Origin of the sequence: Rahnella sp. AN3-3W3, assembly GCF_003263545.1 — a bacterium.
Classification (GTDB): Bacteria; Pseudomonadota; Gammaproteobacteria; order Enterobacterales; family Enterobacteriaceae; genus Rahnella; species Rahnella variigena.
Genome location: NZ_JYDG01000026.1, coordinates 1 through 14,523, shown reverse-complemented (window position 1 = coordinate 14,523; position 14,523 = coordinate 1). Strand labels below are relative to the sequence as shown.

Sequence of the window (14,523 nt, the reverse complement as noted above, 5' to 3'; positions counted from 1 at the left end):
AAAGGTACGATCCTCTTCGGAAACAAACGGAGGCAGAAAATGAAAGACATTATTGCTAAACACAAGACAAGCGAAAGAATTGGGATTTGCTCAGTGTGCTCTGCACATCCTCTGGTGATTGAAGCGGCGTTACGCGAAGACCTGCATACAGACCGCAAAGTGCTGATCGAAGCTACCTCAAACCAGGTCAATCAATTTGGCGGATACACCGGGATGCTGCCGATGGACTTTCGAGATTTCGTTCTCGCGATTGCAGAAAATATGGGGTTCCCGATGCATCGTTTGATTTTAGGTGGGGATCATCTGGGACCAAACTGCTGGCAGAACGAAAGCGCTGAAAGTGCGATGGCAAAAGCCGAAGTGCTGATTGCCCGCTATGTCGAAGCGGGGTTCAGCAAAATTCATCTTGATGCGTCTATGTCATGCGCAGATGATCCTGTCCCTCTGGCTCCCCTCGTTGTGGCTCAACGCGCTGCGCGTTTATGTCAGGTCGCAGAAAGGGTAGCCACTCCACAGCAGAAAAAGCAGCTGACCTATGTCATTGGTACAGAAGTTCCTGTGCCCGGCGGTGAGTCTTCCTCCATTGAGCATGTTCATGTCACGAAAGCCGCAGATGCCAAAGCCACACTCGACATGCACCATCAGGCATTTAGTGAGCTTGGGCTGAATGATGCAATAAACAGGATTATCGCCGTCGTGGTCCAGCCCGGCGTGGAATTCGATCACAGCCGTGTAATCCACTACCAGCCGGAACTCGCCCGGGATCTGTCCGCGTATATTGCGACAACTCCGCTAATTTACGAGGCACATTCTACCGATTACCAGACCCGTGATTCCTACCGCAGCCTGGTGAACGATCACTTCGCCATCCTGAAAGTGGGGCCGGCGTTGACTTTTGCCTTACGGGAAGCCGTTTTCGCGCTGGCAAACATTGAACAGGTACTGATTGCGCCCGAGTCCCGCAGCCAGATCCTGACGGTTATTGATAGCGTTATGCTGGATGAGCCCGGTTACTGGAAAAAATATTACCATTCGACATTCAGCCTCTCGCTCATCGACCTGCATTTCAGCCTGTCCGATCGCATTCGCTATTACTGGCCTCACACCCGTATTAACCGGGCGATGGAAGTCTTAATCACCAACCTGCAATCAGTGGCAATCCCTCTGGGCTTACTGAGTCAGTACCTTCCCGCTCAGTTTGAAAGGGTGATGAAAGGCGAACTCGCCAGCGATCCGCACGAACTTATCATCGATAAAATCCAGGATGTTTTACGCGCTTACCATTTCGGCTGCACTCCTGCGCAACCCCTTAAGGAAGGAGCCTGCCATGCATAACTGCGAGGTTTTCGTCAAAACCGGCATCAGTTTTGCGGATCATCACGAGGCGCTTATGCACATCGGTGAACGTATGGTGCAGGAAGGCGTAGTGGAAACGACGTATCCGCAAGCGCTGGTAAACCGCGAAGCTGAATTCCCAACAGGCATCCAGTTAGAGCACCATGCCGTCGCCATTCCCCATTGTGAAGCGACACATGCCCGCTGTCCGGCGATTTATCTCATCAGGCCCGAAACAGCAGTGGAATTTTTTCAGGCAGATGACGACGGAACCATTCCGGCCTCACTGATTATTGCCCTGATAGTCACTCATCCGGCAGAACAGCTGAAATTATTACGCAAGTTATTCAGCCAGTTACAAGATCCCGTTTTTTGCGAAAGCTTGCTGACGGCGCCTGAAGAGCAGCTTTCCGCGCTGTTTAAAAGTCGCATTTTTATCTCATCACCGGAGAAGCGTTCCGAAGCGTGCATCTGAGCGCATTCTCAGCATTAAAACCGACGTCTTACCTAAAAAAATAATATCAAAAACAACCTATTGAGGAGTTTTACCGTGAAGCGAAAAATTATAGTCGCCTGTGGCGGAGCTGTTGCCACCTCTACGCTGGCAGCAGAAGAAATCAAAGAACTGTGTGAAGCACATGGCATACAAGTGGATCTCGTGCAGTGTCGCGTAACGGAGATCGAAACCTATATGGAAGGTGCTCATCTGATTTGCACCACCGCCAAAGTCGACCGCACATTCGGCAGCATTCCGGTCGTTCACGGGATGCCGTTTATCTCAGGTGTAGGCATGGATACGTTGCGCCAGCAAATACTGACCCTGTTACAGGAGTAAGCCATGTTTACTGAAATAATGCGCTACATCCTCGACCTCGGGCCAACAGTCATGTTGCCCGGCGTCATCATCGTTTTCTCTCTGATACTGGGGATGAAACTGGGAGATTCTTTTAAATCAGCAATTCATATTGGCATCGGTTTTGTCGGGATCGGATTAGTCATCGGCCTGATGCTCGATTCCATCGGGCCAGCGGCAAAAGCCATGGCAGAGCACTTCGAAATTAACCTGCAGGTGGTTGATATTGGCTGGCCAGGTTCAGCCCCAATGACCTGGGCTTCACAAATTGCACTGGTTGCCATCCCGATTGCCATCGGTGTGAATATTGTGATGTTGCTGACCCGTATGACGCGTGTCGTCAATGTGGATATCTGGAACATCTGGCACATGACATTCACTGGCGCCATGCTGCATCTCGCCACCGGCTCTTACTGGCTGGGGATTATGGGTGTCGTTGTCCATGCGGCGTTTATCTACAAACTGGGTGACTGGTTTGCGAAAGATACCCGGGATTTCTTCAATCTTGAAGGCATTGCGATCCCGCATGGTTCTTCGGCCTATCTCGGCCCGATCGCTGTGCTGGTTGATACTGTTATCGAGAAAATCCCGGGGCTGAACAAAATTCACTTCAGCGCTGACGATGTGCAAAAGCGTTTCGGCCCGTTTGGTGAACCGGTGACTGTCGGTTTTGTGATGGGGCTGATTATTGGTTTCCTCGCCGGTTATGACGCTAAGGGCGTACTGCAACTGGCGGTGAAAACAGCGGCAGTGATGCTCCTGATGCCACGAGTGATCAAACCGATCATGGACGGCTTAACCCCCATTGCCCGCCATGCCCGTACCCGTTTGCAAGCCCGCTTTGGCGGACAGGAATTCCTGATTGGTCTGGATCCCGCGCTGCTGCTCGGCCACACCGCCGTGGTATCTGCCAGCCTGATCTTTATTCCGCTGACCATACTGATTGCCGTACTGGTACCTGGCAATCAGGTCCTGCCGTTCGGGGATCTCGCCACTATCGGTTTCTTCGTTGCCATCGCCGTAGCCGTGCATCAGGGCAACTTGTTCCGCACGCTTATCTCCGGCTGCATCATCATGGGCATCACGTTGTGGATTGCCACTCAGACTATTGATTTGCAAACACAACTGGCTGCCAATGCTGGCGCACTTACCGCAGGCGGAAGAGTGGCGTCTATGGATCAGGGCGGCTCACCTGTCACCTATCTGCTCATTCAGCTCTGCACACTGAAGAATATCGCAGGACTGAGCGTGATCGGCGTCGTCTATGCCATCGGGGTCTTCCTGACATGGCGTCGTGCCCGCGAGTTTACGCAGGCTGAAAAACAAGCAGTGATTGCACAGGCCAATTCTTAACTTCATCTCAGCGGGGGGGATCCCCCCGCTCAAGGAAACCGATTATGAAATCTGTTGTGGTACACACCGGCGGGGAGATGACAGTTGAAGATCGCCCGGTTCCGGAACTCAAAAGCTCCGGTGATGTACTGGTTCGCATCGCCTACTCAGGTCTTTGCGGGTCAGATATCCCGCGTATCTTCGCAAACAGCTCGCATTATTATCCCATTACCCTCGGCCATGAATTCAGCGGTCATGTCGTCAGTATCGGGGAGGATATTCACGACCTACAGGAAGGTGATGCCGTGGCCTGCGTTCCTTTACTCCCGTGCTTTGTATGTGAAGAGTGCAAGAAAGCCGCTTATTCGCAGTGCAAACACTATGACTTTATTGGCTCCCGCCGTGAGGGAGGACACGCTGAATATGCGCTGGTTTCCCGCAAAAACTTGTTCAAATTGCCAGAGAATGCCTCCCTTTTGCAGGGCGCTTTCCTTGAGCCCATTACGGTAGGTCTTCATGCCCTCAAACTGGCCGGTGGCTGTCAGGACAAAGAGGTCATTGTGATTGGCGCAGGCACCATCGGACAACTCATCATTCAGGCCGCCAGCGCACTGGGAGCAAAATCGGTGACGGCTGTTGATATCAATCCTCAGCGTCTGGCTCTTGCGCTGGAAACCGGTGCCAGCCATGCCTTTAACAGCGCAACGCTGAGCGCAGATGACATTCGGCAGAAAACACAAGAACGACGCTTTAATCAGTTGATCATAGAAACAGCAGGCACACCGCAAACTGTTGCGCTTTCCCTCGATATTGCCGGCCCTAACGCTCAGGTGGCGCTGGTCGGGACGTTACACAAGGATCTTACCCTTAACGTTTCTACCTTCAGCCATATCCTGCGCAAAGAACTGACGTTGCTGGGCAGCTGGATGAATTATTCCGCCCCCTGGCCGGGCAGCGAATGGCAGCAAGCCACGCAACTTTTTGCAGAGAAAAGGATAAATCTTGACGCGCTGATCGGAAGTATTGGAGCACCGGAAGAATTTGTCAGGGAAGTGACGTCACTCGCAGGAAAGCCGATGACAGGGAAAATTTTACTGGATATGACAGGGAGCTGAAACAATGTATCTGATTTCAAACAGGGAAATGCTGCTTGCAGCGCAGCGCGACGGTTATGCTGTGCCTGCGTTCAACGTCCACAATCTGGAAACTGTGCAGGTGGTAGCCGAAACCGCGGCGGCCATGAGTTCTCCGGTGATCCTTGCAGGAACACCGGGCACATTCAGCTATGCCGGAACAGATTACCTGATCTCGATATGCCACGAGGCTGCGCGGAGATACCGCATCCCACTGGCACTGCACCTGGATCATCATGAGGATCAGGGTGATATAGAAACCAAAGTCCGTGCGGGGATCCGCTCCGTCATGATTGACGCCTCGCACTTCCCGCTGGTGGACAATATCAAACAGGTGAGCGAAACCGTCAGGCTGTGTCATGGCTTTGATGCCAGTGTCGAAGCGGAATTAGGCCGCCTGGGCGGTCAGGAAGACGACCTGGTGGTGGAAGAAGGCGACAGCTACTTTACTGATCCGATAGTGGCGAAACACTTTGTTGAAGCGACGCGAATTGATTCGCTGGCAGTCGCCATTGGTTCCGCTCACGGCTTGTATCAGGGAGAACCTAAACTGGATTTCACCCGTCTTGGACAAATCCGCCAGCAGGTTGATATTCCGCTGGTTCTGCACGGTGCATCGGGGATTCCGGAGGAGATGATCCACCGGGCAATCGGTCTGGGGATTTGCAAAGTGAATGTCGCGACCGAACTGAAAATTGCCTTTGCGGATGCTGTGAAAGCGTATTTTGCAGAACATCCGGACGCTAACGATCCGCGAAAATACATCGTGCCGGGAAAGCTCGCGATGCAGAAAGTCGTGGAAGAAAAAATCAGGATTTGTGGCAGTGCCGGGCGATTATGACACGCCTGTATTAAAGAAGCGGGCCCGCGCCCGCTTTCCGGATTTTAGTAAAGTGCAGGTTGCAGCTGTCATTCCATTCTGATTTTATGGAAGTTCATTAATAGTAAAATGGAAACGGCTATGACCACCCTGAACCATTTTGGCCAACCCATCGGTGACGCTCTTCCCGACTGGCAGCCCCGCGAGCGCCCTGCGCATCTTCAGCTTGATGGCCTCTGGTGTCATCTTGAGCCTCTGTCCTGCGAACGCCATAGTGAGGATTTATTTAACGCCTGGCACAGCATTGATGACAATCGGGACTGGACCTATCTCACCGTCGACCGCCCTGCAACGCAGGCAGATTGCGACGTGTTTATTTCCCGGCAGGAAAAAAGCGAAGATCCGCTATTTTTCGCGGTGGTGGATAACGAAACACAGCGCGCCGTGGGCAGCGTTTCTCTGATGCGTATCGATGCCGTGAATGGCGTTGCCGAAATTGGCTGGGTGAACTGGTCACCGCTGATGAAACGCACACGTTTTGGCACTGAAGCCATTTACCTGCTGCAACGTTATCTGTTCGATACCCTGAAATATCGCCGCTGCGAATGGAAATGCCACAGCCTGAATGAGCCGTCAAAACTGGCCGCAAAACGCTTCGGGTTTGAGTATGAAGGTATGTTCCGTCAGGCCATCATCAATAAAGGCCACAACCGTGATACCTGCTGGTATTCGGTTCTTGACCACGAATGGCCGGCCTCAAAGGCAGCGTTTGATCGCTGGTTAAGTGCAGATAATTTCAATGCGGAAGGTCAGCAGAAACATCGTCTGGAAGAACTGCGCTGACAGGCATTGCCTGCGTTGTTTACTGACGCAGGCAGAACCGGTCCTTCAATGAAAACCGCTCAGGAATTTAGCGCAGACAATACCGTAACATCAGGCCACGCATAGATAATATTAGGCGAACGCCACAGCGGACCGGCATCGGTATAGCGCCCGGATTCCAGCCCCCCCAGGGCACGGTAGAACCTAATTGCAGGCTCGTTGCCTTCTACAACTCCCAGCCCTGCACTTTTAAAACCTTCACCCGCCAGATGTGTTGCAGCTTTGGCAATCAGCAATTTGCCAATCCCCTGACGCTTAAATGCAGGCGAAACATACAGGAATTTGATTTCGGCCATCTCGCCAAATTCAGGGTTTGAAGAAGCCGAAGCCAGACTGAATCCGGCTAATTTGCCGTCAACTTCCGCGATAAAAATGCCCTGACCGGCAGCAGGATGCGCAAATTTATCCTGCCAGAAAGATTTACGACGCGGAACATCAAGCGCGTTAAAGGCTTCCGGCGGTGCCAGTTCGCGATAAGTATCACGCCAGATGGCAACGTGTAATTCAGCCAGTGAATCAATATCTTTCGGTTCAGCAATCCGTATAGTGCAGGCTGGCACGGCATCCCTCTTCATCAAAATGTTCGGAAAATCATAATGTCAGCTGAGTATAGTCAGCCTTTCTCTTCCCGCGCCAGCAAACTGCGTTTTCGTTCCACGCCCCAGCGGTAACCGGAAATATTACCCCCCGTTTTAACCACCCGATGACAGGGAATGGCGACTGCCAGCAGGTTTGCGGCGCAGGCTCCGGCCACAGCGCGGACTGATTTAGGCGAACCAATTTTAGTGGCAATCTCGGCATAACTGGCGGTATTTCCCGGTGGGATATCACGTAATGCCTGCCAGACGCGCTGCTGGAAAGCCGTTCCGCGAATATCCAGCGGCAAATCCAGCCCAATCTGAGGCGCTTCGACAAAGCCAACAACCAAAGCAATTCGCTGCTCGAAATCCGCATCGCCGCCCAGCAATTCCGCTTGTGGAAAACTGTTTTGCAGCTCATTGATCAACTTTTCAGGATCGTCGCCCAGTAAAATGGCGCAGATCCCCCGCTGACTTTCGGCAACCAGAATATCGCCCAGTGAAGATTTGCCGATGGCAAACCAGACGCGCACATCGCGGCCACCGGAGCGGAAATTTTGCGGCGTCATGCCCAGCGTGGCTGCGGACGTTTCGTAAAACCGGCTATCGGAAGGATATCCGGCCGCGTGGATCGCTTCGGTTATCGTTGCAGAATCAGCCAGCTTTTCACGTACACGCCGGGCGCGCTGCGCCTGCTGATACTCTTTGGGCGTCACGCCGGTTTGCGCCTTAAACAGGCGATGAAAGTGATAAGCACTGATGCCTACTTCGGCGGCCAGCTGATTAAGCGTCAACATCCTGGCAGATCCTTCCAGAATACGGCAGGCCTGAGCTACCCGCTGAGCGTGAAACTGCGCCAGTGAAATCAGTCCCTGACGGCAGCGTTTGCACGGGCGAAACCCTGCCTCTTCTGCGGCTTCGGCATCATCAAAATAGAGAATATTTTCCGGATTCGGCTGCCGTGACGGGCATGAAGGCGCGCAGTAAATACCGGTGGTTTTTACCGCGTATACAAATTTGCCATCCGCGTTCGCATCACAGCTGACGACCGCCTGCCAGCGCGGATCCTTCACCGACTCAGAGGCTGAGTTTTCCGCTACCGTTTTGTTGATGACTTGTGTTTTACCTGACATTTTCTGCCTCACGTTTCCCGACTGGATGACTGTCAGCATAAGCCGCCATTATCCCTTGCACCCTCCGGCGCTTGCTTTCTTATTCAATGCCGGACTTTTAGCCTGCCACCGGCTTTAACGGCGTGTCGAGGATCATCTGATAAAAGGCCAGATCCAGCCAGCGGTCAAATTTAAATGCCGCCTGTTTAATGGTCCCGGTATGACTGAATCCGTTTTTTTCGTGCAGGGCAATACTGCCGCTGTTGGCCGCGTCAATCGCGCCAATCAGCGTATGTACGCCACGTTCACGGGCGGCATCCACCAGTGCATTAAGCAGGATTTTACCCAGCCCTTTGCCACGGTGATCTTTATGAATATAAATCGAATGTTCGACCGAATATTTATAGGCAGGCCAGGCACGGAAAGTGCCGTAACTGGCAAAACCCAGCAGTGCGGCCTGTTCGTCTTCCAGCCCGATCACCGGAAAGTTATTGGTCAGTTTAGTGGCAAACCAGGATGTCATGCTGTCGATATGACGCGGTTTATAGTCATACAACGCGGTGGATGTCAGGATCGCATCATTAAAAATATCCAGAATAGCGACAGCGTGCTGGCGTTCGGTACAGGTGATCATTTTCATCAGTTCTTCCCCGGTGACTTCCGTTTGATGTTTAATTCCACTATAGTGGAATTAATTCCACAAAAGTAAACAACGGAACGGATCCCATGTCAATCGACCAACTGATCGCCACACGTTTGCAGTCTTTGCGTAAAACACAGGGTTTGAGCCTGGAACAACTGGCCAGCAATTCAGGTGTCAGTAAAGCGATGATCTCCAAAATTGAACGGCAGGACAGCAGTCCGAGCGCCAGCCTTTTAGGTCGTCTGGCCGCCAGTCTGGGTGTTTCGCTCGCGCAGTTGCTGTCAGAAGATAACGAACAACCCGCGCCATTACGTCCGCTTGCACAGCAGGAAGTGTGGCAGGATCCGGATATCGGTTATCTGCGGCGTCAGGTGACGGCGCATGAGGAAAACGGCGGTCCGGAACTGGTGGAAATTACGCTGCCAGCCGCTGCGCGCGTCAGTTATCCGGGCTGGAGTCATCAGGCGTATAAACAACGTCTGTGGCTGGTGGAAGGGTCGCTGACTGTCGATTATGGCACGGAAAAGTATGTGCTATCGGCAGGCGATGCGCTGACGTTCGGCGTGGATTTGCCGATCACCTTCAGTAATACCGGCACTGAGCCGTGCCGGTATTTGCTGGTCATGAGCGACAAATAGTTTCCACGCTTTCAGCAGCGCCAGTGCACGGTCACGCTGATCAGAGATCTAACGTGCCGTCGATCAGCGTACATGTATCGCCGCCGATCCAGGGTTCACCATCGACAAACGTCACGGTTACGCGGCCATCGCGCTGGAGTTTAGTTCCCTGCCGCACGCGATAAGTTTGTGCCATATGTTCTCCGTCGGGGAAGTTCGCGGCTTTCAGCACCCGCGCCAGACAGGCATTGGCGCTGCCGGTGACCGGATCTTCTTTCAGCACGCCGTCCTCATCAATAATCGCGCGCACTTCATAATCCGCCGGACCGTTTTTATCGTGCAAACCGTAAACCGCGATACCGTTAATACCCAGTTGCGTTTGCAGCTGGCTGACAGCGGCGGCATCAGCGGTGATATTCAGACATTCCTGCGCGCTTTCCATCCGCACCACCAGCCAGATGATCCCCATATCGACGTTGACCGGCGTAACTTCTGCCTGAATCTTTCCGCCACGTAACGCCTTAGCCAGCAATTCCAGATGCTGAGCATCAAGCGGACTCTGTTTCGCTGGCGGCGCGGAAAAGGCCTGTCCGCCCTCTGCCAGCTGTTTCACCTGCACCAGCCCGACGCCACATTCCTGGACAAGATATCCCGGATTTTTCGGCTGCAACCCGCTTTGCAACAGCGCGTAAGCTGTGCCAAGCGTTGGGTGTCCGGCGAACGGCAGTTCTTTATCGGTAGTGAAAATCCTTACGCGATAATCGGCTTGTGGTGAAGCGGGTTTGAGCACAAACGCCGTTTCCGCAAGATTCGTCCAGCGGGCCATTGCAAACATCTCGGCGTCTGTCAGTCCTTCGGCGTCGAGTATCACGGCCAGGGCGTTGCCTTTCAGCGGCCGGGCGGTGAACACATCGACTTGTTTAAAACGGCGCAGGCGGGTCATAGCAAATCCTTTTTAATCATTGAGTAAGGAACGGCGAAGTCACTGAGTTTAGGAATATTTCGATAAGTTATCGAGAACCATGTCAGTCGCGGGCGGCTGACCTATGCTTAACAGAGCTTCCAAAATATCCTAAAAACACAAGGAACAGAAAGATGCCCGTGAAGGATTTGATAGGTATTGGTATTGGTCCCTTTAATTTAAGCCTCGCCGCCATGGCAAAAGATACCGGAAAACTCGACGCCGCCTTCTTTGACGCTAATCCGGAATTCAGCTGGCACCCCGGCATGTTACTGCCGACAGCCACCATGCAAACCTATGTGTTGCAGGATCTGGTGACCACCGTCGCCCCGCGCAGCGAGTTTTCTTTCATCAATTATCTGGTGGAACAGAAGAAAATTTACCGCTTTCTGGCGACGGAACAACTGATCATCAGCCGTGATGAGTTTTCCGATTATCTGCGCTGGGCGTGCGACCGCATCCCTGATCTGCATTTTTCCGAACCGGTTGAGCGCATTGATTTCGATGACAAGCGGCAGGAATTTATCGTGCAGAGTAAAACAGGCGAGCACCGTGCGCGCAACATTTGCCTCGGCACCGGCCATGCACCGTGGATCCCAAAACCGGCGCGGGCGGCGCTGGGCGAAAACTGTTTTCATGCGGCTGAGATTGAACTGCGCGAACCGGATTTCACCGGCAAACGCGTGGCCGTCGTCGGTGGCGGACAAAGCGGCGCGGACATTATTCTCAACGCGCTGAGCGGCCACTGGGGCGAATTTGCCGAACTGAGCTGGATATCACGACGCCCGAATTTTCAGCCGCTGGATGAATCGATTTTCACCAATGAATATTTCACGCCGGAGTATGTGAATTACTTTTATACGTTGCCGGAGGACGTACGTGAGCAGGAAATCGCCACCCAAAAACTGCCTTCCGATGGCATCAGTTATCACACGCTGGAAGATATTTATAAGCAGCTGTATCACCGTTTCGATGTGCTGCATCAGCCGCGTAACGTTCGTTTATTGCCCCACCGCGCGCTCGATCATATCGTACGTCATGCGGGCGGTGATTTCAGTTTGCAGGCAAAACACGGGCTGGAAAAATGCGAAGAGCATTTCAGTGCCGATATCGTGATTCTGGCGACCGGCTATCGTCCCGGTTTACCGGATTATCTCGAGCCGTTGCTGGACCGCATCCCCTATGACCGCGAACAACATTTGCCGCTTCAGCCGAATTTCAACCTGCGCTGGGACGGCCCTGAGCAGAACCGCATTTACGCGGTGAATGCCGGGATTCACAGTCACGGCAGCGCCGAAGGGCAACTGACGCTGACCGCGTGGCGCTCGGCGAAAATCCTCAATCATTTGCTGGGCGAAGCGCACTACGATTTGCGGCCAGTGCCTTCACTGGTGCAATGGTGGTCGGACACGCCGGATGCGGGCAAGCGCGGTAAATAGCAGGCACAAAAAAGCGGAGCATCAGGCTCCGCTTTCCTTTTACTGACTTTAATTAAACAAATCAGACGTAAAAATAGATGGCCAAAAAGTGGCAGGCACTGCCGCCGAGCACGAACCCGTGCCAGATGGCGTGACCGAAACGAAAGCGTTTAGAGGCGTAGAAAATAACGCCCAGCGTGTATACCACACCGCCCAGCGCCAGTAAGGCTACGCCACCCAGCGAAAGTGTAGTCGCCAGCTGATAAATCACTATCAGCGACAGCCAGCCCATCGTCAGATAAGTGACCAGCGAAAGCACTTCAAAGCGGTGCGCAAACGCCAGTTTAAAAATCACGCCGAACAGCGCCAGCCCCCAGATCACCGCCATCAGCCCTTTCGCCAGCGGGGAATTAAGCCCGACCAGCAGGAACGGTGTGTAGGTTCCGGCGATCAGCAAATAAATCGCGCAGTGATCAAGTTTTTTCAGCCAGTATTTGGCTTTCTGATGCGGTATCGCGTGATACAGCGTGGAGGCCAGATACAGCAAAATCATGCTGCCGCCGTACAAACTATAACTGGTGATCGCCATGGCGCTGGCGTTATCGCCAACTGCCTGAACCAGCAACAGCACCAGCCCGACAATCCCAAAAACCAGACCAACGCCGTGACTCAGGCTGTTGGCAATTTCTTCAGCCCACGGATATCCCTGTGGTGATGGAGACAACTTACCCATACGTTGAGGATCCTCAAGACAAAAAAGTAAAAATCATTGTTTATAAAACGTTCCGACGGAATTAGCTTAACTGAGAACAATTCCAGTGTACATCTGTAAGCTTAAAATGAGTATTATCTGATGTAACAGTCTCTTAGCCGGATCATCATTTCACTCATCCTCGACTGTGAAGCCCTTCAATTCATTCGCTTTGTTTATAATTTACCAAAGTGACATTCAGACTACAGCGGGATTTTCCGCACCCAAAAACATGATTTTTTTATATCAAGCGACTAAGGTGTAGCGGAAAAATGAAAATAACGCCGTTTACCATGCCGTCAATATGACTAAGGTTTTAGTATGTCTGCAGCAACGACCCCGCTGAATTTTGGGGCAATGACCGAAGTTTTTCAGTTCCTGATGGAAATCGACAAGCTGAAAAGCGTGCAACGTCGCACCAAAGTGTTAGGCACTGAGCGTCAGGAAAACTCCGCAGAACACAGCTGGCATTTCGCCGTGGCGGCAATGTCTCTGGCCCCTTTCGCACCGGAAGGCGTTGATATTAATAAAGTCATCCGCATGGCGCTGATCCACGACATCGTCGAAATCGATGCTGGTGATGTGCTGGTTTACGATCTCGCTGCCCGCGCGGCGGTTCACGATCAGGAAATCATTGCAGCGAAACGTCTGTTCGGCCTGCTGCCTGTGCCCATGAGCACGCAGTTCCTGGATTTGTGGAATGAATATGAAGCGGGCGAAACCCCTGAAGCGCGCTTTGCGCTGGTGATCGACCGCGTGATGCCGATGGTCATGAACCTGAATAATCAGGGTCAGAGCTGGGTGGAAAACAATATCCGTCTCGAGCAGGTTCTGGCACGTAATGCCTTTATCGCCGATATCCATCCTGAACTGTGGCTGCATATCCGCACTCATCTGGATAATGCGCATCAGCAGGGCTGGCTGAAGTAATTTTTTTGCTCCTTCCCTTCGTAAAAGGGGAAGGAGCGAGGTCAACAACGACATCGGGATCAGCACCCGAAATACTACCTGCAACCAGCGGCAGCCTACCATCAGCGCGGCTTCTTCGATTTCACGGGGAATACTGAGAAACGACTGACGCATCAGGATGTACGCCACATTATTGAGCAGTGCGCCAGAAGACTGAAACGTGGATCAGCCGTAGATAGTTTTGCGGACCTACAAACGGCGGCGCGTCCGACGACAGACGTCTGTCAGACAGCCTGTCTGTAGCTGACTGAAATAAGGCGCCTATCCTGTCTGCGTTTATGTCATTTACATGGCGGGAATATGATGGTTATTTGAATGAGATATGAGCAATGTTTCTGAACAAATCAGAGTTGAATGCCGGAATGAACGGCAATGCGTGGATATAACCCCATTAAAATGGGGTTGAATTGAGATATATAAAAACAGAATCAGATTGATTGGTAAAACTATAAATAGTTCCTTTAACTGTAAAATAAAGATATCTCCCCTTTAATTGTATTTTAACATTGGGATCTGAAGTAAACAGAACAGAAGGATAATCTCTGACATCTGCCAGAAACTCTTTCTCTGTTTTTACAGAGGGATAAAGATAATATTTATACGTATTTTTGGTCGTTGCACCCGCACTACCTTCAGTCACATAAAGGGTATTAAACTCGCCTATACTTTCCTTTCGTATAATCGTTTGTTCATAAGGTGAAAAATCTAATACCACCTTAATTAAATATCCAAAAAAAGCTATAGCCAATACAATAAAAATATACCTTTTCCTAAAAACCCGTTCTTTTTGCATAATCAATCCCTGCTCTTATCCATGTCTGGTCTTTAGGATCATCTCAATGGGAGTTTGGTCCCTCAAAACTACATTTTAAACCACGCAGATATTAATCACTTTGATATTAGAAACAAACCTTTTAAATATAAATACATCAACTTAAATCATACAAAAAACATATAAATACACGTGGGGTATATTTTATATTTATCTTAAGGTTTACACGAAACCAACACCCGGCCTCCCAGCCTTCCCCTCGTGAGAGGGGAAGGAGCAAAAGATTAAGCCCGTATTTGTGTTATCCCGAGCGCAACCCCCGCCTTCTCTGACAATTCAAACAGTGC

16 protein-coding genes and 1 pseudogene are annotated in these 14,523 nt (G+C 51.7%); 10 read left to right on the top strand and 7 right to left on the bottom strand.

Translation table 11 applies throughout. The features are described 5' to 3' along the window. Positions 1–39: 39 nt before the first annotated feature. The 7 genes from gatZ (at position 40) to UC15_RS09210 (ending at position 6,316) form a co-directional block, all read left to right on the top strand. Positions 40–1,335, top strand: coding sequence for a tagatose-bisphosphate aldolase subunit GatZ (gene gatZ, locus UC15_RS09240; protein ID WP_112288168.1), 1,296 nt, complete (start codon positions 40–42; stop codon positions 1,333–1,335). After that, the gene (gene gatA, locus UC15_RS09235) at positions 1,328–1,810 is read left to right on the top strand and encodes a PTS galactitol transporter subunit IIA (RefSeq protein WP_112288167.1); all 483 of its coding nucleotides are present in this window, start codon (positions 1,328–1,330) and stop codon (positions 1,808–1,810) included. Before gatZ ends, gatA begins: the two co-directional genes overlap by 8 nt. A gap of 75 nt (positions 1,811–1,885) precedes the next feature. After that, a complete protein-coding gene (gene gatB / locus UC15_RS09230) occupies positions 1,886–2,170 on the top strand; it encodes a PTS galactitol transporter subunit IIB (RefSeq protein WP_112288166.1) in 285 nt (94 codons plus the stop codon). Positions 2,171–2,173: 3 nt separating this feature from the next. Beyond that, positions 2,174–3,541, top strand: a complete 1,368-nt coding sequence (locus tag UC15_RS09225) for a PTS galactitol transporter subunit IIC (protein ID WP_112288165.1) — start codon at positions 2,174–2,176, stop codon at positions 3,539–3,541. A gap of 44 nt (positions 3,542–3,585) precedes the next feature. Next, on the top strand, positions 3,586–4,635 hold the full coding sequence (gene gatD / locus UC15_RS09220) for a galactitol-1-phosphate 5-dehydrogenase (protein ID WP_112288164.1): 1,050 nt from the start codon (positions 3,586–3,588) through the stop codon (positions 4,633–4,635). 4 nt (positions 4,636–4,639) lie between these two features. After that, the gene (locus UC15_RS09215) at positions 4,640–5,494 is read left to right on the top strand and encodes a tagatose bisphosphate family class II aldolase (RefSeq protein WP_112288163.1); all 855 of its coding nucleotides are present in this window, start codon (positions 4,640–4,642) and stop codon (positions 5,492–5,494) included. Positions 5,495–5,614: 120 nt separating this feature from the next. Beyond that, positions 5,615–6,316 carry a GNAT family N-acetyltransferase gene (locus tag UC15_RS09210; RefSeq protein ID WP_112288162.1) on the top strand — a complete coding sequence of 234 codons (702 nt, stop codon included), beginning with the start codon at positions 5,615–5,617 and terminating at the stop codon, positions 6,314–6,316. Between the two features lie 59 nt (positions 6,317–6,375). On the opposite strand, the gene UC15_RS09205 is transcribed toward UC15_RS09210, so the two are convergent. The 3 genes from UC15_RS09205 to UC15_RS09195 form a co-directional block, all read right to left on the bottom strand. Beyond that, the gene (locus UC15_RS09205) at positions 6,376–6,915 is read right to left on the bottom strand and encodes a GNAT family N-acetyltransferase (RefSeq protein ID WP_112288161.1); all 540 of its coding nucleotides are present in this window, start codon (positions 6,913–6,915) and stop codon (positions 6,376–6,378) included. A gap of 53 nt (positions 6,916–6,968) precedes the next feature. Then, on the bottom strand, positions 6,969–8,066 hold the full coding sequence (gene ada, locus UC15_RS09200; protein ID WP_112288216.1) for a bifunctional DNA-binding transcriptional regulator/O6-methylguanine-DNA methyltransferase Ada: 1,098 nt from the start codon (positions 8,064–8,066) through the stop codon (positions 6,969–6,971). A 97-nt stretch (positions 8,067–8,163) separates the two neighbouring features. Then, a complete protein-coding gene (locus UC15_RS09195; RefSeq protein ID WP_112288160.1) occupies positions 8,164–8,685 on the bottom strand; it encodes a GNAT family N-acetyltransferase in 522 nt (173 codons plus the stop codon). Between the two features lie 86 nt (positions 8,686–8,771). Here UC15_RS09195 and UC15_RS09190 point away from each other — a divergent pair, with 86 nt between their 5' ends. Next, entirely contained in the window at positions 8,772–9,326 is a 555-nt protein-coding gene (locus UC15_RS09190; protein ID WP_112288159.1) for a helix-turn-helix domain-containing protein, read from the top strand. Positions 9,327–9,366: 40 nt separating this feature from the next. Here the strand turns inward: UC15_RS09190 and UC15_RS09185 are convergent, their stop codons facing one another. After that, on the bottom strand, positions 9,367–10,248 hold the full coding sequence (locus UC15_RS09185; protein ID WP_112288158.1) for a PhzF family phenazine biosynthesis protein: 882 nt from the start codon (positions 10,246–10,248) through the stop codon (positions 9,367–9,369). Positions 10,249–10,400: 152 nt separating this feature from the next. Between UC15_RS09185 and UC15_RS09180 the strand changes: the two genes are divergently transcribed. Continuing rightward, a complete protein-coding gene (locus UC15_RS09180) occupies positions 10,401–11,705 on the top strand; it encodes a lysine N(6)-hydroxylase/L-ornithine N(5)-oxygenase family protein (RefSeq protein WP_112288157.1) in 1,305 nt (434 codons plus the stop codon). Positions 11,706–11,766: 61 nt separating this feature from the next. Here UC15_RS09180 and UC15_RS09175 read toward each other — a convergent pair whose 3' ends face one another. Then, positions 11,767–12,417 (bottom strand): hemolysin III family protein, encoded by a 651-nt coding sequence (locus UC15_RS09175; protein WP_112288156.1) that lies wholly within the window; start codon positions 12,415–12,417, stop codon positions 11,767–11,769. A gap of 339 nt (positions 12,418–12,756) precedes the next feature. On the opposite strand from UC15_RS09175, the gene UC15_RS09170 reads away from it, so the two are divergent. Then, complete coding sequence (locus UC15_RS09170) at positions 12,757–13,365, top strand: HD family hydrolase (RefSeq protein WP_112288155.1); 609 nt, start codon at positions 12,757–12,759, stop codon at positions 13,363–13,365. Positions 13,366–13,413: 48 nt separating this feature from the next. Here the strand turns inward: UC15_RS09170 and UC15_RS25760 are convergent. Together UC15_RS25760 and UC15_RS09160 are read right to left on the bottom strand one after the other, a co-directional pair. Beyond that, a pseudogene (locus tag UC15_RS25760) lies at positions 13,414–13,521 on the bottom strand (carbohydrate ABC transporter permease); the annotation flags it as partial. Between the two features lie 274 nt (positions 13,522–13,795). Further along, the gene (locus UC15_RS09160) at positions 13,796–14,197 is read right to left on the bottom strand and encodes a hypothetical protein (protein ID WP_112288154.1); all 402 of its coding nucleotides are present in this window, start codon (positions 14,195–14,197) and stop codon (positions 13,796–13,798) included. Positions 14,198–14,523: the final 326 nt, after the last annotated feature.

What these genes read in the sequence shown, in the direction of transcription:
- gatZ (WP_112288168.1), top strand. Translation starts at nt 40, where the DNA reads ATGAAAGACATTATTGCTAAACACAAGACAAGCGAAAGAATTGGGATT.
- gatA (WP_112288167.1), top strand. Translation starts at nt 1,328, where the DNA reads ATGCATAACTGCGAGGTTTTCGTCAAAACCGGCATCAGTTTTGCGGAT.
- UC15_RS09170 (WP_112288155.1), top strand. Translation starts at nt 12,757, where the DNA reads ATGTCTGCAGCAACGACCCCGCTGAATTTTGGGGCAATGACCGAAGTT.
- UC15_RS09175 (WP_112288156.1), bottom strand. Translation starts at nt 12,417, where the DNA reads ATGGGTAAGTTGTCTCCATCACCACAGGGATATCCGTGGGCTGAAGAA.
- UC15_RS09225 (WP_112288165.1), top strand. Translation starts at nt 2,174, where the DNA reads ATGTTTACTGAAATAATGCGCTACATCCTCGACCTCGGGCCAACAGTC.
- UC15_RS09180 (WP_112288157.1), top strand. Translation starts at nt 10,401, where the DNA reads ATGCCCGTGAAGGATTTGATAGGTATTGGTATTGGTCCCTTTAATTTA.
- ada (WP_112288216.1), bottom strand. Translation starts at nt 8,066, where the DNA reads ATGTCAGGTAAAACACAAGTCATCAACAAAACGGTAGCGGAAAACTCA.
- UC15_RS09215 (WP_112288163.1), top strand. Translation starts at nt 4,640, where the DNA reads ATGTATCTGATTTCAAACAGGGAAATGCTGCTTGCAGCGCAGCGCGAC.
- UC15_RS09190 (WP_112288159.1), top strand. Translation starts at nt 8,772, where the DNA reads ATGTCAATCGACCAACTGATCGCCACACGTTTGCAGTCTTTGCGTAAA.
- UC15_RS09185 (WP_112288158.1), bottom strand. Translation starts at nt 10,248, where the DNA reads ATGACCCGCCTGCGCCGTTTTAAACAAGTCGATGTGTTCACCGCCCGG.
- UC15_RS09210 (WP_112288162.1), top strand. Translation starts at nt 5,615, where the DNA reads ATGACCACCCTGAACCATTTTGGCCAACCCATCGGTGACGCTCTTCCC.
- UC15_RS09160 (WP_112288154.1), bottom strand. Translation starts at nt 14,197, where the DNA reads ATGCAAAAAGAACGGGTTTTTAGGAAAAGGTATATTTTTATTGTATTG.
- UC15_RS09195 (WP_112288160.1), bottom strand. Translation starts at nt 8,685, where the DNA reads ATGAAAATGATCACCTGTACCGAACGCCAGCACGCTGTCGCTATTCTG.
- gatD (WP_112288164.1), top strand. Translation starts at nt 3,586, where the DNA reads ATGAAATCTGTTGTGGTACACACCGGCGGGGAGATGACAGTTGAAGAT.